Genomic DNA, 20,171 nt, shown 5'->3' on the forward strand with positions numbered 1-20,171 from the left:
ACTGAAGAACAAAAAAAACCGCTCTTTGAGCGGTTTTTTGGTTTTTAAAACACAATCTAGCAACTCGCAGGGCAGTTAATTACCGCCTCGATTATGCTTTAAGGTTTTGCCCTAAAGAGGAAATCGTTGAAGTTCGGCCTTTGTCATTATAGGTCAGGCTTGATGCATTACGGCTCATTTGCAGCGCTTGAGAGAAGCGATTAAGGCTGGCTATATTAAGCTCAATTAAGCTGGCATTTTGACTATTGATGGCCTTGCACTCGTCTAGAATCGCTTTGGCTTCTTCGACTTTAACAATGAGTTCTGGCTCAGCGTTTAATAATGCTTTTTCTGGGTGAGAGGCTAACTTTTCATCATTAAGTTTGAGGTTGTTTAGGCAGTCAACCTTGTCTTTTGCCAGTGACAGTAGTTTATCTGCGTCACGTTCAGTAAGGGCTAATTTTTCTTCAGATACAAGTAATTTCAGCGACGACAAGGTGTCGTGCTGAAAAGATAACAGCTGTAGTAATTCAGTCATAAGTTACTCTTTATTAAAACCCACATTACCCGTTAAGTAATGTGTGGCCGATAATATCAAGAGTAACGATGAGGTTACTCTTGGTCGAAATTTAATCCGTCAAGATCAGCTTCAAAGCTAGCAATGTTAGCAGCTAACTTTTCAGGATCGACTTTGTAGCGACCTTCTGAAATTGCTAATTTAATTGCATCAACTTTGCTTTGGTCAACTTCTGGTAAAGATGCCATATTACTCTGCACTCCCTGCAGCTGCTGCGCTTGTGCAGTAATACTGACCGAATCCGTTTTTACTGGGGCAGCCGTGGTCTTAGCCGCTGAGTCAGCTGTTTGCGTTGTTGCTCCTGCGTCGCGATTGGTGCGCAACTGAGCATGAGAAGCTGTTTTTAGATGGTTAATATCAATTGCCATGTGAGGCTCCAGCGTAATGTTAGGGTTTTCCAAACAGGTTATCGGCCTTGTCAGAAAAAACTTTAGAATATTTTACATTCTAACTTCAACTTCGCCAACGCCTGTGACAATGACATCTAATCGCCTGTTAGAATTGCTATTTCTGACTCTAATAGCATCGCCAATATTACCATCTCTTAGTGCTTCTCCGGCAGTTTTTATTTCAAATGCGTTTGTTTTAGCATAAATAGATACCGAATCTCCTTTGCAAACAAAGCATAAATTATTGTTTAGCAAAGGCGCTTTAGCTGACACACGCCTTTTTGAGCGGGTACCGAGTAATTGTGAGATCTCAGAAAAAAACTGCCCGCGGATACTGTGTTGGTCAACATAGTTAATTGCCACATTATCTGCTGTGATTAACTCACCTTTTTCAATAATTCCCAATGCTGTCACCACTGGATACATAACCTCAACTTTAACCGAGATAAACATTTGCCATGGGTAGTCATAGTCAGGGCTGATACAGCTAATTTTGACTGTGTTGGTGCGGCTAATTTCGCGGTCACTGGCCATTTCAACACTAATGGGTGGCAAACATCTTGGCGGTGTTAATCGGCCATCAAGATTTTGCGGGCTAATGTTGATCACCGCATTGGGCTTTTTAGCAATTTTTTTTGCTACTACCTCTTTAGCTAATTCAGTAATGGTCGATAGAGAGTAAGTTATGGTGGCATCTTCACTGGCGTTAACCGGTAAAGATAAAAAAATAATGATCAATAGTAGAATGTTTTTCTTCATAATATTCTAACTAGCTTGATTGGCCAGGTTACCTCTAAACTTCAATTTTAATTAGCAATGATAAGGCTAAACATTCTCAATGTTATCTTTGTCAGAAGTTTGACTTTTTTCATTGAAATCGTCGCTTAAATGCGATGTGACCACAATCAAGCAAAAACTATGCCTATAGCTAAATTTAAGCGCTAAACCAGCAAATTGGCATAAATTACTGTGTTACAATTTGCGAAAATGGTTTTACTGTCGCTTTAAAACACTGATTAACAGTGAACTCTAATAATAAATCCCACTAGGGAAAGCATTCATAAAACAAGGCAGGGTTATGTCGAGCATTCTTGATTCAGTTAATAAACGTACCCAACTGGTAGGCCAAAATAGACTGGAGTTACTGCTTTTTAAACTTAATGGTCGCCAACGTTTCGGTATCAACGTTTTTAAAGTAAAAGAAGTATTACAGTGTCCTCCACTGACAAAGTTACCCCGTTTAAGCCCAATGATTAAAGGCATTGCTCACATTCGGGGCTCGACTATTTCAGTGATTGATTTAAGTGCGGCAACTGGTGGCCGTCCGTTGGCATCGACTGAAAATTGCTTCATCATTATTGCTGAGTATAACCGCAGTATTCAGGGCTTTTTGGTTAGCTCAGTAGAGCGCATTATTAATATGAATTGGGAATCAATTATGCCACCGCCACAAGGGGCTGGGCGCAACTCTTATTTAACTGCAGTAACCGAAATCGAAGGTGAATTGGTTGAGATTTTAGATGTTGAAAAAATTCTTGATGAAATATCACCAGTAAAAACGGAATTAAGCCAAGCTGCCAGTGATGCTATTACCATTGATAAAGAGCAGCATTACCATATTATGGTGATTGATGACTCTGCAGTTGCTCGTAAGCAAATTATCCGTTCATTATCGTCATTGAACCTGCAAATTGACACCGCTATTGATGGTAAAGATGCCTTAGAGAAATTAAAAGCGATTGCCACTGAGATGGATAATGTTGCCGATGAAATTCCACTGATTATTTCAGACATTGAAATGCCAGAAATGGATGGCTATACCTTAACGGCGGAAATTCGCGACGATCCAAAACTTAAAGATATTAAAGTGGTGCTGCATACTTCATTAAGTGGCGTGTTTAATCAGGCCATGGTTGAAAAGGTCGGCGCAAACGACTTTATCGCTAAGTTTAATCCCGATGAGTTAGCGTCAGCGGTCAACAAACATCTCATTTTATAATAATTCAATCGAAAACCTAGGGCTGATGATTCACCATAGGTTGTAGATTTCACGTTTGTTACCAAGCGCTCGGTAACCAAACAAAGCGGCGGCTTTAGATTGCAAACAATGTAAAGCGCCTCTTTAAAATAGGATGTAAAAGTGCCGAACAAATCACTTGCTGAAGCAGAATATAATCAGTTTAAGCTTTTTTTAGAGCAACACAGTGGCATTGTATTAGGTGACAACAAGCAATATTTAGTAAAAAGTCGCTTAGCGCCTTTAATGGGCAAGCATGATTTGCCCTCATTATCGGAAGTGGTTAAGCGCTCAATGAAGCCAATGGAGCGGCATTTACGGGCGGAAGTGATTGACGCTATGACCACAAATGAAACTCTGTGGTTTAGAGACAAATACCCGTTTGAATTACTTCATGATGCTTTATTACCTGAATATAGCCGCTTAGGTCGGCCGTTAAAAATATGGTCAGCCGCTTGCTCGTCAGGGCAGGAGCCCTATTCATTGGCAATGACTATTTTAGAGTATCAGCAGCGTAAGCCGGGGGCATTGCCTGGTAGCGCGACGATCCAAGCCACCGATTTATCACCTTCAATGCTAGCGCGTTGTAAAAAGGCCGAATATGACAGCTTAGCCTTAGCCCGTGGGCTATCAGATGAGCGAAAGCGACAATTTTTTGATCCAATGCCGTCAGGTCATATGAAAGTGAAAGATAATGTTCAGCGGTTAGTGAATTTTAGAAGTCATAACCTGCTTGAAAGTTATAGCTTATTGGGTAAGTTCGATATTATCTTTTGTCGTAATGTGTTGATTTATTTTTCTCCAGAGGCAAAAGCTAAAATTTTGCGGCAATTTGCTGCCGCCCTTAATCCCAATGGGATTTTATTTTTAGGGGCGTCAGAATCTATCTCAGGTTTAAGTGATGAATTTACGATGGTGCGTTGTAACCCAGGGATTTACTATCAAAAGAAAAATATATTGTAAGTTTATGAATTAATATGTTTTTAGTTAATAAAATGCCGACTTACGTCGGCATTTTTCATTTTTATCCTTTCTCATCTTAAAACCGCAATATTTTGGCATAAGGTTTGCTTTGTTAGTGACAGTTAGCTGATGGAGGCAATTTTATGGCGATTAATTTTGAAAATGGTTTAGGGGTACATCAATACTCGTTGGGCATACGTGCTCAAAGGGCTGAAGTGCTATCTAGTAATATCGCCAATGCCAATACCCCGGGTTACAAAGCTCGTGATGTAGACTTTGCCTCTGCCATGAATAGCGCCCGCTCTCATCAGCAAGGGCTGCAAATGAGTCAAACAACTGACAAGCACTTTGACCTTAAAGCGTTAAGCCAAGAGCATGTGCAGTTTCGGGTGCCAAATCAGCCAGACACAGGTGACGGTAATACGGTGGATATGCAAGAAGAGCAATCTGCATTTATGCAAAACTCTTTGGAATATCAAATGTCACTGGGCTTTCTTGAAAGTAAGTTTTCTGGCATGCGTAAAGCCATTAGAGGTGATTAATTATGAGTCTTTTTAATATTTTTAATGTGTCAGGCTCGGGTATGTCTGCGCAATCGGTGCGCTTAAATACCACCGCCAGTAATATTGCTAATGCCAACACAGTATCAAGCAGTGTCGGTGAGACCTATAGAGCTCGTCATCCTATTTTTGAGGCTGAAATGGCCAAAGCCAGTCATCAGCAAAATAGTTCTCATAGTGTCAGTGTTAAAGGCGTTGTAGAAAGCGATAAACCGTTATTAAAAGAATTCTCACCTAATCATCCAATGGCTGATAACGATGGGTTTATTTATAAACCCAATGTCAATGTGATGGAAGAAATGGCCGATATGATTTCTGCTTCTCGGTCATATCAAATGAATGTTCAAGTGGCTGATGCCGCCAAATCAATGTTGCAGCAAACGCTTCGTATGGGTAAGTAATATGAATTTAGTTGGAGGTAAACAATGAGCCTCGTTAATCCTTACAGTAGTCAGTCATTACCGCAGTTGCAGACGTCTACCACGGCTTCCACCGTCTCCACTAATTCAGTGGCGACAAACTCACAAACTACACAGGTATCAGACAGTAGCTTTTTAGATAGCCTAACTGCTGCGCAATCAGCTAGCACCACCGAAACTGGTGAAGCTAAAAGCCAAGAGCTAACCCAATCGGATTTCTTTGCGCTTTTGAGTCAACAGCTGTCAATGCAGGACCCGTTTAAACCTGTTGAAAACGATCAGATGATCGCACAAATGGCGTCCTTCGCGACCGTTGATGGTATTGCCAACTTAAATGCTGAAATTTTGAATTTGAACAGTGTGATGAGCTCAAGTCAGGCATTACAAGCCTCGGGCTTAGTGGGGCAAAAGGTGCTCATTCCATCAGATATTGGCCATGTCTCAGAAGAAAACCCAGTCATTAACGGTGTCATTAGTACGCCACAGCCAATCGATACCATTACCGTCACCATTGAAGACGAGTCAGGCCAAGTGATTAAAACCTTTGAGGTTGATGGCTCTGCAGGCGGCAACATTGATGTCAGCTGGGATGGCCTTGATAAAGATGGCGAACCCGTAGAAGAAGGCATGTATGCCATTAAAGCTAACGGTAAAGTTGATGGCAACGCCGAAGATTTAGCGGTTTCAACTTATGCCCATGTCACTAGTGTGTCTTTAGGCAGTGTCGCCAGCGGTCCGATCCTTAACCTCAGAGGCCTAGGTGGTATTCAATTGTCTGATGTACTGGCAGTGGCAGAAAGTTAATAACACAAACAATAATAAGCTGCCAGAAATCTGGCAGCCACACAGAACCTAATTTAAAGCGCTAAGAGGTGATTTATGTCGTTTAATATTGCATTGAGTGGTATCGCAGCTGCTCAAAAAGATCTCAACACCACGGCTAATAACATTGCCAACGTCAATACCATTGGTTTTAAAGAGTCTCGCGCTGAATTTGCCGATGTTTATGCTAATTCAATTTTTTCAAATGGTAATACCGCAGTGGGCGGCGGCGCAACCACAACTCACGTAGCGCAACAGTTTCAGCAAGGTAGCTTACTGTTTACCAACAACTCCTTAGATATGGCTATTAGTGGCGGTGGTTTCTTTGTTACTTCATCTGAAGCGGGCAGCCAAGATCATGCATTCACCCGTGCAGGTGCATTTAAAGTAAACTCAGAAAGTTTTATGACAGATTCAGCCGGTAACTATTTACAGGGTTTCCCTGTGGATGCTGATGGTAATTCGACTTCAGTGAGTTTAACCACCACCCAACCGATTAAAATCCCCGATACTGCAGGTAGCCCAGTGAAAACCGGTAACGTTGGTTTTCAAATGAACCTCAATGTTGGTGATGAAGAACTTGATCCAGCAAACTTTGATCCAGATGACGCAGATACTTACAATAACTCAACCTCAGTAACGATTTATGATTCACTTGGTGAGGCTCATATCTTGACCACTTATTTTGTTAAACCAGAAGGTGGTTCCCATACTGGTGAGAATAACTGGGTTGCCTTTTATGCTGTTGATGGCAAGCAAGTGGATATTGATGCGCCAACGGGTGGTTCATTCCCAACAGATACTACTGGTGATGGTATTGCTGATTCAACTGGTACCGCTGAAAACGCATCCGGCTGGAAAGGCTCAGTACTTACATTTAATGATGCCGGAACTTATACAGGATCTGATCCAGCGGTAGTGTCTACGGTTGAACTAGGTAGTAATGGCGCAGGTGTTATCGGCACCGGCGCTGACGGCTCGCAAAAGGTGAACATCGATTTTAATAATCCTACTCAATACGCCTCACCGTTTGAAGTGACAGAGTTAACCCAAGATGGCACCACAGTCGGGCGCTTAACCAATGTCGGTGTCGGCGATGACGGTTTAGTAACAGCCAGTTACAGTAACGGTTCAACCGTGCCATTAGCTCGGGTAGCATTAGTACGCTTTTCTAATGAGCAAGGCTTAACTCAAGTAGGTAATACCTCTTGGAAAGCCAGCTTAGACTCAGGCCCAGCACTAGCAGGTGAGGCCAATAGCGGCACTTTTGGTAGTATTCGCTCGTCAGCACTTGAGCAATCAAATGTTGATTTAACCACCGAGCTGGTGGATTTGATTTCAGCTCAACGTAACTTCCAAGCCAACTCACGTACCCTTGAAGTGAACAATACCCTTAACCAAACGGTATTGCAGATCCGCTAATTAATCTCGCGCTTTAGTAAACTCGCGCTTTAGTAAACTCGCGCTTTAGTAAAGAGTTGCCGCCATGGCAACTCTTTGCCTTATTGTTCACCTCATTCTTCACCTCGTTACCACAGCCATTAACCTGCCCAATATTGCTTATCTTGTAAATTTCCCCGCTGTTTATAACTGCAAATTTCATCTAAAACTCAAACCCTTAATTTTTTGGCACGTTGATTGCTAGTTCTGTGTATATCTTTTGTTATGAAGAAAGTTTGACGGAGCGGTAAATGGACAAATTACTTTATGTTGCCATGAGCGGCGCTAAGCAGAATATGAATGCTTTGGCGGTGCGAGCCAACAATTTAGCTAATGTGAATACTGACGGCTTTAGAGCTGATTTGGTTCAAGCACGCTCTATGCAAGCTTTTGGCGAAGGTTTACCGACTCGTGTTTTTGCAATGACAGAAAGCCCCGGGCATAACTTTGACTCAGGCCCACTTAAAACCACAGGTCGTGATTTAGATATTGCCGTTAAAGATAAAGGCTGGATAGCTGTGCAAGCTGCTGATGGCGGTGAAGCCTATACCCGTTCAGGCAGTCTAAATTTTGACACTACCGGCTTACTCACTAATGCGCGTGGCAATCCGATTATGGGGGAGGCTGGGCCAATTGTGCTGCCACTGCCGGTTGAAAAAGTGCAAATCTCCCCTGACGGTATTATCTCGGTTAGACCCCAAGGCGCCACAGCCGACATAGTCGAAGAAGTTGCGCGGATTAAATTGGTTAACCCCAACAACGCCGACATGATGCGCGGTGAGGATGGCTTGTTTCGTTTAACCACAGGGCAAAACATCCCTAATGATCCCAATGTTCAAGTTGAAAGTGGCGCAGTTGAAGGCAGTAATGTCAATGCGGTATCTGAAATGGTGGCGCTAATTGATATTCAGCGCCAATACGAAATGCAAGTGAAGATGATGAAAAACGCCGAAGATCTTGATCGCGCCTCGTCAGCTTTAATGAGAATTAGTTAGGAGTAATTATTATGCATCCTGCTTTATGGATCAGTAAAACCGGCCTAGATGCCCAACAAACCGACATTTCGGTTATTTCTAACAACGTGGCCAACGCCAGTACCATTGGCTATAAAAAAAGCCGCGCAGTGTTTGAAGATTTGCTTTATCAAACCGTTAACCAAGCGGGCGGCGTCAGTGCTGATAACACCAAACTACCTAATGGCTTAAACCTCGGTGCGGGTACCAAAGTGGTTGCCACGCAAAAGATGTTTACCCAAGGCAATATGTTAACCACAGACAATGCCTTAGATCTAATGATTGAAGGTCCAGGCTTTTTTGAAGTTGAAATGCCAGATGGCACCGCAGCTTATACCCGTAACGGCCAATTTAGCCTAGATGAAAATGGCCAAATTGTGACCCCAGGTTCGGGTTATGTCATCCAGCCTGCCATCACCATTCCTGATGATGCCACTTCAATCACAGTGTCATCTGAAGGTGAAGTTTCAGTGAAACTTTCAGGTGCTACAGAAAATACCGTCATTGGTCAGTTAGCCATGAGCGACTTTATTAATCCATCAGGGTTAGACCCACTAGGGCAAAACCTTTACACCGAAACCGGTGCCAGTGGCACGCCGATTCAGGGCACGGCTTCATTGGATGGTTTAGGGGCTATTCGTCAAGGGGCGCTTGAAACGTCAAACGTTAACGTGACTGAAGAACTGGTTAACTTGATCCAAAGTCAACGTAATTACGAAATGAACTCGAAAGTGATATCAGCTGTTGATCAGATGATGTCTTACGTAACACAGAACTTATAAGCTTTGATGATAAGAGAGGGGATGATGAATAAGGTTTTAGTCTTAGCATCAGCATTTGTGATGCTGGGTTGCAGCTCAACTCAGCAAAAACCCATAGCCGATGATCCATTTTATGCGCCTGTTTACCCAGAAGCGCCGCCAACCCAAATGGTGTCAACGGGTTCAATTTACATGGATCATCAATCATCCAGTTTGTACTCGGATATTCGTGCCCACAAAGTGGGTGACATTATTACCGTATTGCTTAATGAGTCGACCCAAGCGAAGAAAAGTGCCAATAACGAAATTAAAAGAGGCTCTGATTTAAGCGTCGATCCGGTTTATGCCGGTGGCAGCAATCTGTCGATTAAAGGAATTCCGCTAGATTTTCGTTATTCAGATGACATGAATACCAAGCGTGAGTCAGATGCCGATCAGTCAAACAGTTTAGACGGCAGCATCTCAGCCAATGTCATGCAAGTGCTTAACAATGGCAATTTAATTATTCGCGGCGAAAAGTGGATTTCAATTAATAATGGTGATGAGTTTATTCGCGTTACTGGCATGGTACGTAGTCAAGATATCACTCCTGATAATACCGTTGAATCCACCCGTGTTGCCAATGCTCGGATTCAATATAGCGGTACCGGCACTTTTGCCGATGTCCAAAAAGTGGGTTGGTTAAGCTCCTTCTTTATGGGCCAATGGTGGCCTTTCTAAGGAGTTAACCATGAAAATCAAATCCCTCATTTTATTATTGCTCAGCATGGTGTTGCTGTCACAGCCAATTCAAGCCCAGCGCATTAAAGATATTGCCAATGTCCAAGGGGTGCGAAGTAACCAATTAATTGGTTATGGCTTAGTGGTGGGGTTACCCGGCACAGGTGAAAAAACCCGTTATACCGAACAAACCTTTAGAACCATGCTAAAAAACTTCGGCATTAATTTAGCCGATAATGTTAACCCTAAAACCAAAAATGCCGCTGTGGTAGCCGTGCATGCAGAAATGCCTGCCTTTATTAAGCCCGGTCAAAATCTTGACATCACGGTATCAAGTATTGGTGAAGCAAAAAGCTTACGTGGCGGCACCTTGCTGCAAACCTTCTTAAAAGGGGTTGATGGTAATGTTTACGCCATTGCCCAAGGCACCTTGGTGGTCAGTGGCTTTAGCGCAGAAGGTCAAGACGGTTCACGGGTGATACAAAATACTCCTACCGTTGGGCGTATTCCTAGCGGCGCTATTGTGGAGCGCAGCGTGATGTCACCTTTTGCCAGTGGCGATCACCTCACCTTTAACTTGCGCCGTGCAGATTTTTCAACCGCCAAAAACATGGAACAAGCCATTAATGATTTGCTTGGCCCCGGTATGGCAAGGGCGCTTGATGCTACCTCGGTGCAAGTGAGTGCGCCTCGTGATGCATCCCAAAGAGTGTCATTTTTATCGACCCTTGAAAACATTCAAGTTGATATGGCCGATGAGTCAGCCAAAGTGATAGTCAATTCGCGTACGGGCACCATAGTGGTGGGGCAAAATGTACGCTTAATGCCAGCAGCTGTGACCCATGGTGGCTTAACCGTCACCATTGCTGAAGCGACCCAAGTATCACAACCTAATCCGTTTTCGGATGGTCAAACGGTTGTTACAACCGATAGCACCATAGATGTTGCCCAAGACGATAGCCGAATGTTTTTATTTGACCCTGGCACCTCGCTCGATGAGCTAGTCAGAGCGGTAAATTTGGTGGGCGCTGCCCCTTCAGATGTACTGGCAATATTAGAAGCGTTAAAGATGGCAGGCGCTTTGCATGGAGAGCTTATCATCATCTAAAAATTGTCGGTATGACTATGGAAAAGCTGTCAAATTCATCGAACTATCTGGATCTAGGGGGACTAGATTCATTACGTTCCAAGGCCCAGAAAGACGAGAAGGCGGCATTACAAGAAGTCGCCAAACAGTTTGAAGGGATATTTATTCAAATGCTGATGAAAAGTATGCGTGAAGCTAACGCAGTCTTTAAATCAGACAGCCCGATGAACAGTGAAACCACCGAATTTTTTGAAAACATGCGCGATCAACAAATGTCGGTGGATTTATCAAACAAAGGTATGTTGGGCATCGCAGACATGATGGTGCAGCAACTTTCTCCCCAAGAAAGCGGTTTTACCCCAGCCTCAGTGCTGCGCGGTAATATTGACGCTAACAGTACACAGTCATTAGTTAACTCTACGAATAAGCCGGTAGATTTTCTTAGCACAGTGGTGAGTGCAAATTCTGCCCCTGAGCGCTCAGAGGCTGATCAGTCAATGTTTAACCACACAATGCCTAATCACTCAATGTCTGATCACTCAACTGTTAATATCTCAACTGCGAACGCTGCAATGGCTAAGCCGATAATTGATAGCCAAGAATTAGATCAAGTTTTGGCTGGTGATCGTGTTGCCACTAGTGGCAATAGCTTGCCGCAATCGATGGCACCAACGCCGAATCAGTTTGACAGCCCGCAACATTTTGTCTCAGTGCTTTATCCCCATGCTGAAAAGGCCGCGAAACAGCTTGGCACCACCCCTGAAGTATTACTGGCGCAATCGGCATTAGAAACTGGCTGGGGTCAAAAAATGATCCGTCGTGATGACGGCACAGCCAGCAACAACTTGTTTAATATCAAAGCCGACAGACGCTGGGACGGCGATAAAACCTCAGTCAACACCTTAGAGTTTGAGCAAGGGGTGGCAGTAAAACAACAAGCAGACTTCAGAATGTACGACAACGTTGAACAAAGCTTTAATGACTTTGTGTCATTCATCTCCAATGGCGAGCGCTACCAAGAAGCCAAAAAAGTGGCAGCACAGCCCGCCAAATTTATTCATGCCCTACAACAAGCAGGTTACGCAACTGATCCTCAATACGCCAATAAAGTGTTGAAAGTCATGGAGTCAGTAACCAATGGACTTAAGTCCGTATTACCAAAAGAGACTAACTAATGGCTATCGATTTATTAAACATTGCCCGTTCAGGTGTTATGGCAGCCCAATCGCAAATGGGCGTCACCAGTAATAACATTGCCAATGCCAATACCGTGGGCTATCACCGCCAAGTTGCAGAGCAATCGTCATTAGGGTCCCAACAAATCGGTAGTAGCTTTTATGGTACAGGTACTTACGTATCTGATGTGAAAAGGGTTTATAACGAATATGCCGCAAGAGAGCTGCGCATTGGCCAAACCTCCATGAGTGGTGCTGAAACCCGTTACAGCAAAATGAACGAAATGGATCAGCTGTTCTCGCAAATTGGCGCCATGGTGCCAGCCAGTTTAAATGACTTTTTTACCAGCATTAATAATGTTGGCGATTTACCGACAGATCTCGGTATGCGTAACAACATGCTTAGCTCTGCCGGGCAAGTGGCTAACAGCCTTAATCAAATGCAAAGCCACCTTGACTCGCAAATGAAGCAAACCAATGCGCAAATCGGCGCGGTTGCTGATCGCATTAATGAGATCAGTACTGAGCTTGCCAACATCAACCTCGAGATCATGAAGTCGCCAGGGGCTGACAGCCAATTATTAGACCGACAAGATGCGCTGATTTTAGAGCTAAGCGAATATTCTGAAGTTAATGTTATCCCGCTAGATAATGGCGCTAAAAGCGTCATGCTCGGCGGCTCAGTGATGCTAGTGTCCGGTGAAGTGGCGATGCAAGTCGGCACCACTACAGGCGATCCCTTTTCGAATGAGCCAAGGCTAACCACATCAACCGGTAATAGCACGTTAGTGATTGACGGCTCTAAATTAGGTGGCCAATTAGGCGAGTTATTTAACTTTCGTGATCAAACCTTAATTCCAGCCTCTCAAGAGCTAGGGCAACTGGCCTTAGGCGTGGCAGATGCCTTTAACCAAATGCAGCAAAATGGTTTTGACCTAGACGGCAATATTGGCAGCAATATTTTTACTGATATTAACGACCCCAGCATGGCCGCAGGTCGAGTCGGTGCCTACAGTACCAACACTGGTGACGCCAATCTGAAAGTTAATATTGACGATGTAGGCCAATTAACCGGCAGCGCATACGAATTATCTTTCACTGCGCCAAACACCTATGAGCTTAAAGACACCCAAACAGGCAAAGTTGAGCCACTAACCCTTAATGGCAATCAGCTTGAAGGCGGCAATGGTTTTAGTATTGAAATTGATGCTGGCAGTTTTGCTGATGGCGACCGTTTTGAAATTAGACCTAATGCGGGCGCTGCAGCAGGGCTCAATGTGGCAATGACAGATCCAAGAGGCATAGCTGCAGCAGGGCCTAATATCTCAGCTGACTCAGGCAACTCAGGTAACACCAGTGTAAAGCTCACAGACATTGACCGAACTCATGCCAGCTTCCCTGAAACGGGTAGTGAGCTTACCGTTAAAATTGATACCGCTAAAAATACTTTTCAAGTACTGGATGCCAACGGAACTATCGTTGGGCCATCAGCGCCGTTTACCCCGCCGCAAATTGACACCGGCTTTGGTTTTAGTTTTGAAATTAACGACTCATCTTCAGCAGGTGTCACTGACAGCTATAGCTTTGATTTGTCCTTTGCCGAAGGCGACAACAGTAATGCGGTTGCTATGGCGCAATTGGCCGATGCCAACATTATGAATAATGGCTCAACCACCTTAACCGGGGTGTTTGAAGGCACCAAACTGGATATCGGCAGCAAAACGCAAGCTGCAGCGGTGAGCTTGGCCTCAAATGATGCCATGTATCAGCAAGCCTATAACCGAGTGCAAAGTGAGTCTGGGGTAAATTTAGATGAAGAAGCGGCCAATTTAATGCGCTTTCAGCAATCGTATCAAGCTTCAGCTCGCATCATGACAACTGCCCAGCAGATGTTTGACTCATTACTTAGCTCAGTTCGCTAGGAGAATTAATTATGCGAATTTCAACGGCGCAAATGTTTCAGCAAAACAGCTACAGCATAGCCAAAGGCCAATCTGAGACCAGTAAAATCCTTGAGCAATTAGCCACAGGCAAAAAAATTAATACCGCCGGTGATGACCCCGTGGCCGCCATTGGTATCGATAAGTTAAACCAGCAAAATAACTTAGTTGATCAGTATTTAAGAAATATTGATTACGGTGAAAACCACCTTAATCAAACAGAAACCTTACTGGGGGATTTAGATAATTTAGCTGGCAGCATGAAAGAGCAATTATTGCGTGGCTCAAACGGCAGCATGACCGACAACGAGCGGCAAACTATTGCCGATGAAATGCAAAAAACGCTCGATCAAATGTTGGCCATTGCCAACAAAAAAGATGAGTCAGGCAATTACTTATTTGCTGGCAATAAAACTGGCAGCGCACCATTTGAGTTTGATGCCAATGGTCAAATTATTTACAACGGCGACTCAGGCACCCGCGAAAGCATTATTGCCTCAGGGGTACTCACTGATACCAATATGCCCGGTGATGCTGTTTTTATGAACGCGCTCAATGCCATGGGCGATTATAGCGCCAATTATATGGCAGGCCAGCAAGGTGAGTTTAGCGTCGATAGCGCCAAAATTACCGATAGTGCAGCACATATTGCAGATACTTATCAGTTTGCTTTTATCGACAATGGCGCAGGTGGGGTGGATGTTGAAGTCAGAGATAGCGCCAATAACGTACTGACAACAGTGGCAGATTTTGATAGTTCAATGCCAATTAAGATAAATGGCATGGAAGTAAAGCTAGATGGCGAGCCGATGGCGGGCGACAGTTTTACCCTTGAGCCTATGGCTGAGGTCAGTATTTTAGACAGTTTTAGCCAGGCAATTAGCTTGCTGCAAAGTGGCGACAAGATACAAACCCCACAAGGTAAAGCGGAGTTGGCACAGTTGTTGAATAATATCGATAGTGGTGTCAATCAAATGAGCGCTAAGCGCGGTGAGGTTGGCAACAGCTTAAAAGTAATGGACCAGTACAAATCGAATCACACCGACGAGAAGGTGATCAACGCATCAGCCTTGTCGATGTTAGAAGATTTAGATTATGCCGAAGCCATTATTGAGTTTGAAAAACAGCAGTTAGCACTTAATGCCGTATCAAGTGTTTTCAGCAAGGTGGGTTCAACGAGCTTGTTTGATTACATTTAACAAGCGCGATGAAACTGCAATGTCAGTCATTGGGTAAGGGTGTTTTATAGGCTGATATAACTAATCGTTTTATCAATAAAAGCCCAAATAAAATAGCAACCAATACCCAAAAGCTAACAACAACTTTTAATGTTAATTTATTCATTTAATTTTGTTTAAAGGTTATTGAGTCAACCGTTTTCAGCCGCAAATCAATAGGGATAGAGCGGCTGGGTCAATAACTTTATTAACAAGTTTAGCCAAGCGCTTAGCCTTGGCAATGCTACTAAAAAAGGAAAGTATCATGGCTATTTCAGTTAATACCAACGTCACCGCAATGAAAGCGCAAAACAGTTTAAATGGCGCTAATGGCAACCTGCAAACCTCAATGGAGCGTTTATCATCTGGCCTGCGCATTAACAGCGCTAAAGATGATGCAGCAGGCCTGCAAATTTCAAACCGTATGACCAGCCAAATCAATGGTATCGGGGTGGCAATGCGTAATGCCAATGACGGTATCTCAATTGCGCAAACCGCTGAAGGCGCGATGCAAGAATCCACCAACATCTTGCAACGTATGCGTGATTTGTCACTGCAATCAGCCAATGGCTCAAATTCATCAGCTGATCGTGATGCAATGCAAAAAGAATTAGGTGCATTGCAAACAGAGTTAACCCGTATTGCTGATACCACTTCTTTTGGTGGCCAGAAATTATTGAATGGTAATTACGGCACACAATCATTCCAAGTGGGTTCAAATGCCAATGAAACCATTTCAGTAAGCCTTAGTGATATCTCTGCTGATGCAATTGGAAAGGAAGGTAAGAGTGTTGTTGGTACTTATGATGCTACAGAAACTACAGCAGTCATTGCTGATACAACTTTTTCTTTTGCATATAAAGTAAATACTACTGCTGCAACTGAAGATTTAGCCGTTGACTTTTCGAAAGTAACAGATGCGGCTGGTGCGGTCGACGCAATTAATAATGCTTTAAATGGAGCGTCACAGGCTACAGGAGTGTTTGCGGAGCTTGATGCTGCAGGTACTGGATTCAGTATGAAAGGTATTTTAAATAATGAAAGTACATTAGCTTTGACTGAAGCTACGGCCCCTTCAGCAGCCTTTACTATCGGTGCAGCGGATTCTGGTAATACTGCCGTAAATGACATTGATATTACATCTTATGCGGGTTCACAAAATGCGGTCACAGTTATTGATGCTGCCATTTCTGAAATTGATGGCCAACGTGCCGATTTAGGTGCGGTGCAAAATCGGATGAACTTCACCATTAATAACTTAAGCAATATTCAAGCTAACGTAACTGATGCCCGCAGTCGTATTCAAGATGTGGATTTTGCTTCAGAAACGGCGCAGTTAACTAAGCAGCAAATTCTGTCACAAACCTCATCAGCGATGTTGACTCAGGCAAACCAGTTGCCACAAACTGCCTTGTCATTGCTAGGTTAATAACTATTTAGCTAGCGAGTTAAGGAATAACTATAAGCGCAGTGTAATCGCTTTAATTAATTTGCTGAGCTTAAAATCAAAGCAGCCTTTATAGGCTGCTTTTTTGCATTTAAGCTTTTTAAATGCTGTTGCTAAAATAGTCGTTTAAGCGAGTTTATTGCGCGTTAAATCGCCTTTTTTAATTGAATTTAATAAAAAGTTTTAATTTTTTGCTAAAGCTTTTTTAGTCGCCGCCGTTACAGTATTTGTCGAAGATAAGTATCGTCTGACCTGAGTGGCAGGCACTATTAAATATAAGAGAGGCAATACATGGCTATTTCAGTTAATACTAACGTCACTTCAATGAAGGCTCAGAACTCATTAAACGGTGCCAATGGCGGTCTGCAAACCTCAATGGAGCGTTTATCATCAGGTTTGCGCATTAACAGCGCTAAAGATGACGCCGCCGGTTTACAAATTTCAAACCGTATGACTAGTCAGGTTAACGGTATTGGTGTCGCAATGCGTAACGCCAATGACGGTATCTCAATTGCGCAAACTGCTGAAGGCGCTATGAGCGAGTCAACCAATATTTTACAGCGTATGCGTGATTTATCATTGCAATCGGCTAACGGTTCAAACTCTGCTGCTGACCGCGAAGCAATGCAAAAAGAAGTAAGCTCACTGCAAACTGAATTAACCCGTATTGCTGATACCACTTCTTTTGGTGGCCAGAAATTATTGAATGGTAATTACGGTACGCAATCATTCCAGGTTGGCTCAAATGCCAATGAAACCATTTCTGTGACTTTGGGTGATATCTCTGCAGATGCATTAACAACAAGCCAAGACGCAGTCAACTCAACGGCTTCAGTTGTTACTGATACCAATTTAGTGACTATTTTTAATTCTGGAACTCCACTAACAACTGAAAAATTCACTTATACAGATAAAGATGGTAATACAACTGACATGACTGTGGATTTTTCTAAGATGGCAAGTGAAACTGATGCGGCAGCAGCTGCTGATGCATATAACCAAGCTTTGAATGGTTTTTCTGAACCTTTAGGGGTATACGCAAGAGTTAATGATGCTGGTGACGGGGTAGTGTTTGAGGGCGCGTTAAACATGGACCCTTCAGATACAACAGATTTGGCTTTAGCCGGTACAGGAGCTTTTGCACTTACAGGTACTTCTGATGATGTGAGTGTAAACGACATTGATATTTCTGATTATGCAGGCTCGCAGAATGCTATCGCTGTTATTGATTCGGCACTAGCAACCATCGATAGTCAACGTGCCGACTTAGGTGCGGTGCAAAATCGGATGAACTTCACCATTAATAACTTAGGCAATATTCAAGCTAACGTAACTGATGCCCGCAGTCGTATTCAAGATGTGGATTTTGCTTCAGAAACGGCGCAGTTAACTAAGCAGCAAATTCTGTCACAAACGTCTTCAGCGATGCTGTCGCAAGCTAACCAGTTACCGCAAACGGCATTGTCTCTTTTATAATGACATCGAAGCGTTAATTAACATCGCGCTAATAACGCACTAGCATTACGCTAAGATTAGAATTAAAGGGAGACTCGGCAACGATTCTCCCTTTGTGCTTTTTAGCAAAGTGAATGATTGGTCACTTGTTTGGGTGACTGTTTATGTGTGGCAATTATCGCATTGGTAACTAAGTTAAATCGATTGTGGTTTTTCTACTTGTTGCCTTTTATCGCCACCCTCTTGGTTGGCACATTAATTGCTTGAGTTATTGAGTTTGTTGAGGTGCATCATGGATGTCAATATCACCAATGTGGCCAATGCTGCAGTGCGTAAAGATAGTTTAGCAACCCTTGCGGAAAAAAATGCCGCCCAAGCATCAACCGCACTGGCTGAAGAGGGCATTCAAAAAGCCGGCGATGTGGCGCGCACCACAGATAAAGTCAATGAAACGGCTAAAGCCGACGCTGAACAATTACAGCAAGCAGTTGATGATATTAATCAGCAATTATCGCTAATGCAAAAAAGCTTAGCCTTTAATATTGATGAAGAGTCAGGGTTGGCGGTGGTTAAAGTTATTGACGTTAAAACTGGTGATTTAATTCGTCAAATTCCCAATGAAGAAGCATTAAAAATGGCGAGCAAGCTCACAGACATTGCCAGTATTTTTATGGAAACTGCAGTGTAGTCATTGTTTTAAAACAATAATCATAAAAGTTATGATTATTCCAAATTAGATAGCAGATATTGCATTAAAGAGGTCGCAATGGGGTTAACATCAGTTGGTATTGGTTCTGGTATGGATATCGCAGGTATTGTTACTGCGCTTGTTGATGCTGAAAGTGCCGGTAAAATTGCCACCTTCAATGCAACTGAAGGCAAACTAAATGCGCAAATATCCGGTATTGGGTTACTAAAAAGCTCACTGTCAGAGTTCCAAACATCACTTAAAGTGCTGACAGAATCTGCAACCTTTGACAGCCATAAAGTGTCGCAATCCAATAGCGATTATTTTAACGCCACGGTAGATGAAAGTGCAGTACCGGGTAAATATCAAGTCATTGTCGAGCAATTAGCCCAGAGTCAAAAAGTTGGCTCAGCTGCTGTTGTAGATGCTGATAGCCCCATAGGTGAAGGTTCGTTAAGCATTGGTGTCGGCAGTGACAGCTTTGATATTGAGGTCGGCGCTGAAGACAGCTTAACTGACATCATGGAAAAGATTAACGCATCTGAAGATAATGACGGGGTCACCGCCACCATTATTAACGGTGATAATGGCCCGCAGCTTATTCTAGGTGCTAAAAATACTGGCACTGACAATTTAATTACCGTTACCGCAACTGACACCGATGGCGGCACCGGCCTAGCTGATGCCTTTACCATGACTGAGCTTACCCCAGCCCAAGATGCTGTATTAACCGTTGATGGCGTTACGATTACTTCTACTTCAAATGATGTCAGTGATGTGATAACGGGTGTCAGCCTTGAGTTAACCGATGCTGATATTGGCAAAACCACCACCATTACCGTGGATGAAGATACCGATAAAGCTACCACTGCCATTAATGATTTTGTGGAAAGTTATAATGCCTTAATGACCACGATGCAGGATTTGTCTCGTTATGATCCTGCTACTGAAGAGTCCGGTATTTTACAGGGTGATCCGTTAACTCGTACATTACAAAGTCAGTTAAGAAATATTATTTCCAGTAGTTTTGAAACCAGCTCAGGTAGCGGTTCACAAATGCTAATGAATATTGGCATTACCACCACTCGTGAAGGCTTGCTAGAAATTGATGATGATAAATTATCAGAGGCCATTGAAGCCGATAAAGGCGGCATTAAAGAGATGTTTATTACTGAGGATACTGGCCTAGCGTCACGCTTAGATACCTTTGTTGAAAGCTATTTAGAAACAGGTGGCATTATTGATGGCCGCGATGAAACAGTTAATAATCAGTTGTCTCGCCTTGAAGATAGTCGTGAAGCGTTAAATCTAAGGATGGAGTCATTAAGTGATCGCTTATATAAACAATTTAATGCGATGGATTTAGTGGTGGCAAGCCTTAACTCCCAGTCGAGCTCTTTGTTTAATGCCTTAGATTCAATGCCTGGTGTGGTGAAGAATACTTAATACAAATTCAATAGGGCTACTTTGGCGATGCTTTGACGATGTAACTCGCTTTTGAG

20 protein-coding genes are annotated in these 20,171 nt (G+C 43.2%); 17 read left to right on the forward strand and 3 right to left on the reverse strand.

Annotation, left to right across the window (positions count from 1 at the left end; all coding sequences use genetic code 11):
* Window positions 1–91 precede the first annotated feature (91 nt).
* From Q4546_RS08025 to flgA, 3 genes are all read right to left on the reverse strand, one after another.
* Window positions 92–517, reverse strand: coding sequence for a flagella synthesis protein FlgN (locus tag Q4546_RS08025; RefSeq protein WP_102440679.1), 426 nt, complete (start codon window positions 515–517; stop codon window positions 92–94).
* A 74-nt stretch (window positions 518–591) separates the two neighbouring features.
* The gene (gene flgM, locus Q4546_RS08030; protein WP_102440678.1) at window positions 592–924 is read right to left on the reverse strand and encodes a flagellar biosynthesis anti-sigma factor FlgM; all 333 of its coding nucleotides are present in this window, start codon (window positions 922–924) and stop codon (window positions 592–594) included.
* Between the two features lie 72 nt (window positions 925–996).
* Window positions 997–1,704 (reverse strand): flagellar basal body P-ring formation chaperone FlgA, encoded by a 708-nt coding sequence (gene flgA, locus Q4546_RS08035; RefSeq protein ID WP_102440677.1) that lies wholly within the window; start codon window positions 1,702–1,704, stop codon window positions 997–999.
* Window positions 1,705–2,023: 319 nt separating this feature from the next.
* On the opposite strand from flgA, the gene Q4546_RS08040 reads away from it, so the two are divergent.
* The 17 genes from Q4546_RS08040 to fliD all read left to right on the forward strand — a co-directional run bounded on the left by Q4546_RS08040 (window position 2,024) and on the right by fliD (window position 20,115).
* Window positions 2,024–2,944, forward strand: a complete 921-nt coding sequence (locus Q4546_RS08040; protein ID WP_102440676.1) for a chemotaxis protein CheV — start codon at window positions 2,024–2,026, stop codon at window positions 2,942–2,944.
* Between the two features lie 141 nt (window positions 2,945–3,085).
* Window positions 3,086–3,925 (forward strand): protein-glutamate O-methyltransferase CheR, encoded by an 840-nt coding sequence (locus Q4546_RS08045; protein WP_102519869.1) that lies wholly within the window; start codon window positions 3,086–3,088, stop codon window positions 3,923–3,925.
* Between the two features lie 143 nt (window positions 3,926–4,068).
* Complete coding sequence (flgB, locus tag Q4546_RS08050; protein WP_076540181.1) at window positions 4,069–4,467, forward strand: flagellar basal body rod protein FlgB; 399 nt, start codon at window positions 4,069–4,071, stop codon at window positions 4,465–4,467.
* A gap of 2 nt (window positions 4,468–4,469) precedes the next feature.
* Entirely contained in the window at window positions 4,470–4,886 is a 417-nt protein-coding gene (gene flgC / locus Q4546_RS08055; RefSeq protein WP_102439333.1) for a flagellar basal body rod protein FlgC, read from the forward strand.
* Window positions 4,887–4,910: 24 nt separating this feature from the next.
* Window positions 4,911–5,708, forward strand: coding sequence for a flagellar hook assembly protein FlgD (gene flgD, locus Q4546_RS08060; RefSeq protein WP_102439332.1), 798 nt, complete (start codon window positions 4,911–4,913; stop codon window positions 5,706–5,708).
* Between the two features lie 75 nt (window positions 5,709–5,783).
* Window positions 5,784–7,148 (forward strand): flagellar hook protein FlgE, encoded by a 1,365-nt coding sequence (flgE, locus tag Q4546_RS08065; protein ID WP_102439331.1) that lies wholly within the window; start codon window positions 5,784–5,786, stop codon window positions 7,146–7,148.
* Window positions 7,149–7,417: 269 nt separating this feature from the next.
* Window positions 7,418–8,161, forward strand: a complete 744-nt coding sequence (gene flgF / locus Q4546_RS08070; protein ID WP_076540191.1) for a flagellar basal-body rod protein FlgF — start codon at window positions 7,418–7,420, stop codon at window positions 8,159–8,161.
* A gap of 11 nt (window positions 8,162–8,172) precedes the next feature.
* Window positions 8,173–8,961 (forward strand): flagellar basal-body rod protein FlgG, encoded by a 789-nt coding sequence (gene flgG / locus Q4546_RS08075; RefSeq protein WP_102439330.1) that lies wholly within the window; start codon window positions 8,173–8,175, stop codon window positions 8,959–8,961.
* A gap of 24 nt (window positions 8,962–8,985) precedes the next feature.
* Window positions 8,986–9,660 carry a flagellar basal body L-ring protein FlgH gene (gene flgH / locus Q4546_RS08080; protein ID WP_303446091.1) on the forward strand — a complete coding sequence of 225 codons (675 nt, stop codon included), beginning with the start codon at window positions 8,986–8,988 and terminating at the stop codon, window positions 9,658–9,660.
* A gap of 10 nt (window positions 9,661–9,670) precedes the next feature.
* The gene (locus Q4546_RS08085) at window positions 9,671–10,768 is read left to right on the forward strand and encodes a flagellar basal body P-ring protein FlgI (protein ID WP_102439329.1); all 1,098 of its coding nucleotides are present in this window, start codon (window positions 9,671–9,673) and stop codon (window positions 10,766–10,768) included.
* Between the two features lie 17 nt (window positions 10,769–10,785).
* Window positions 10,786–11,922, forward strand: coding sequence for a flagellar assembly peptidoglycan hydrolase FlgJ (flgJ, locus tag Q4546_RS08090; protein WP_303446068.1), 1,137 nt, complete (start codon window positions 10,786–10,788; stop codon window positions 11,920–11,922).
* The gene (flgK, locus tag Q4546_RS08095) at window positions 11,922–13,844 is read left to right on the forward strand and encodes a flagellar hook-associated protein FlgK (RefSeq protein ID WP_102475409.1); all 1,923 of its coding nucleotides are present in this window, start codon (window positions 11,922–11,924) and stop codon (window positions 13,842–13,844) included. The genes flgJ and flgK overlap by 1 nt, the downstream gene beginning before the upstream one ends.
* A gap of 11 nt (window positions 13,845–13,855) precedes the next feature.
* Window positions 13,856–15,061 carry a flagellar hook-associated protein FlgL gene (flgL, locus tag Q4546_RS08100; protein ID WP_303446069.1) on the forward strand — a complete coding sequence of 402 codons (1,206 nt, stop codon included), beginning with the start codon at window positions 13,856–13,858 and terminating at the stop codon, window positions 15,059–15,061.
* A 283-nt stretch (window positions 15,062–15,344) separates the two neighbouring features.
* Window positions 15,345–16,508 carry a flagellin gene (locus Q4546_RS08105; RefSeq protein WP_303446070.1) on the forward strand — a complete coding sequence of 388 codons (1,164 nt, stop codon included), beginning with the start codon at window positions 15,345–15,347 and terminating at the stop codon, window positions 16,506–16,508.
* A 309-nt stretch (window positions 16,509–16,817) separates the two neighbouring features.
* Window positions 16,818–18,002: a flagellin gene (locus Q4546_RS08110; protein ID WP_303446071.1), complete on the forward strand. Its 1,185-nt coding sequence runs from the start codon at window positions 16,818–16,820 to the stop codon at window positions 18,000–18,002.
* A 271-nt stretch (window positions 18,003–18,273) separates the two neighbouring features.
* The gene (locus tag Q4546_RS08115; protein ID WP_303446072.1) at window positions 18,274–18,669 is read left to right on the forward strand and encodes a flagellar protein FlaG; all 396 of its coding nucleotides are present in this window, start codon (window positions 18,274–18,276) and stop codon (window positions 18,667–18,669) included.
* 78 nt (window positions 18,670–18,747) lie between these two features.
* Window positions 18,748–20,115 (forward strand): flagellar filament capping protein FliD, encoded by a 1,368-nt coding sequence (fliD, locus tag Q4546_RS08120; RefSeq protein ID WP_303446073.1) that lies wholly within the window; start codon window positions 18,748–18,750, stop codon window positions 20,113–20,115.
* Window positions 20,116–20,171 lie beyond the last annotated feature (56 nt).

Origin of the sequence: Shewanella sp. 4_MG-2023, from assembly GCF_030548015.1 — a bacterium.
Classification (GTDB): domain Bacteria; phylum Pseudomonadota; class Gammaproteobacteria; order Enterobacterales; family Shewanellaceae; genus Shewanella.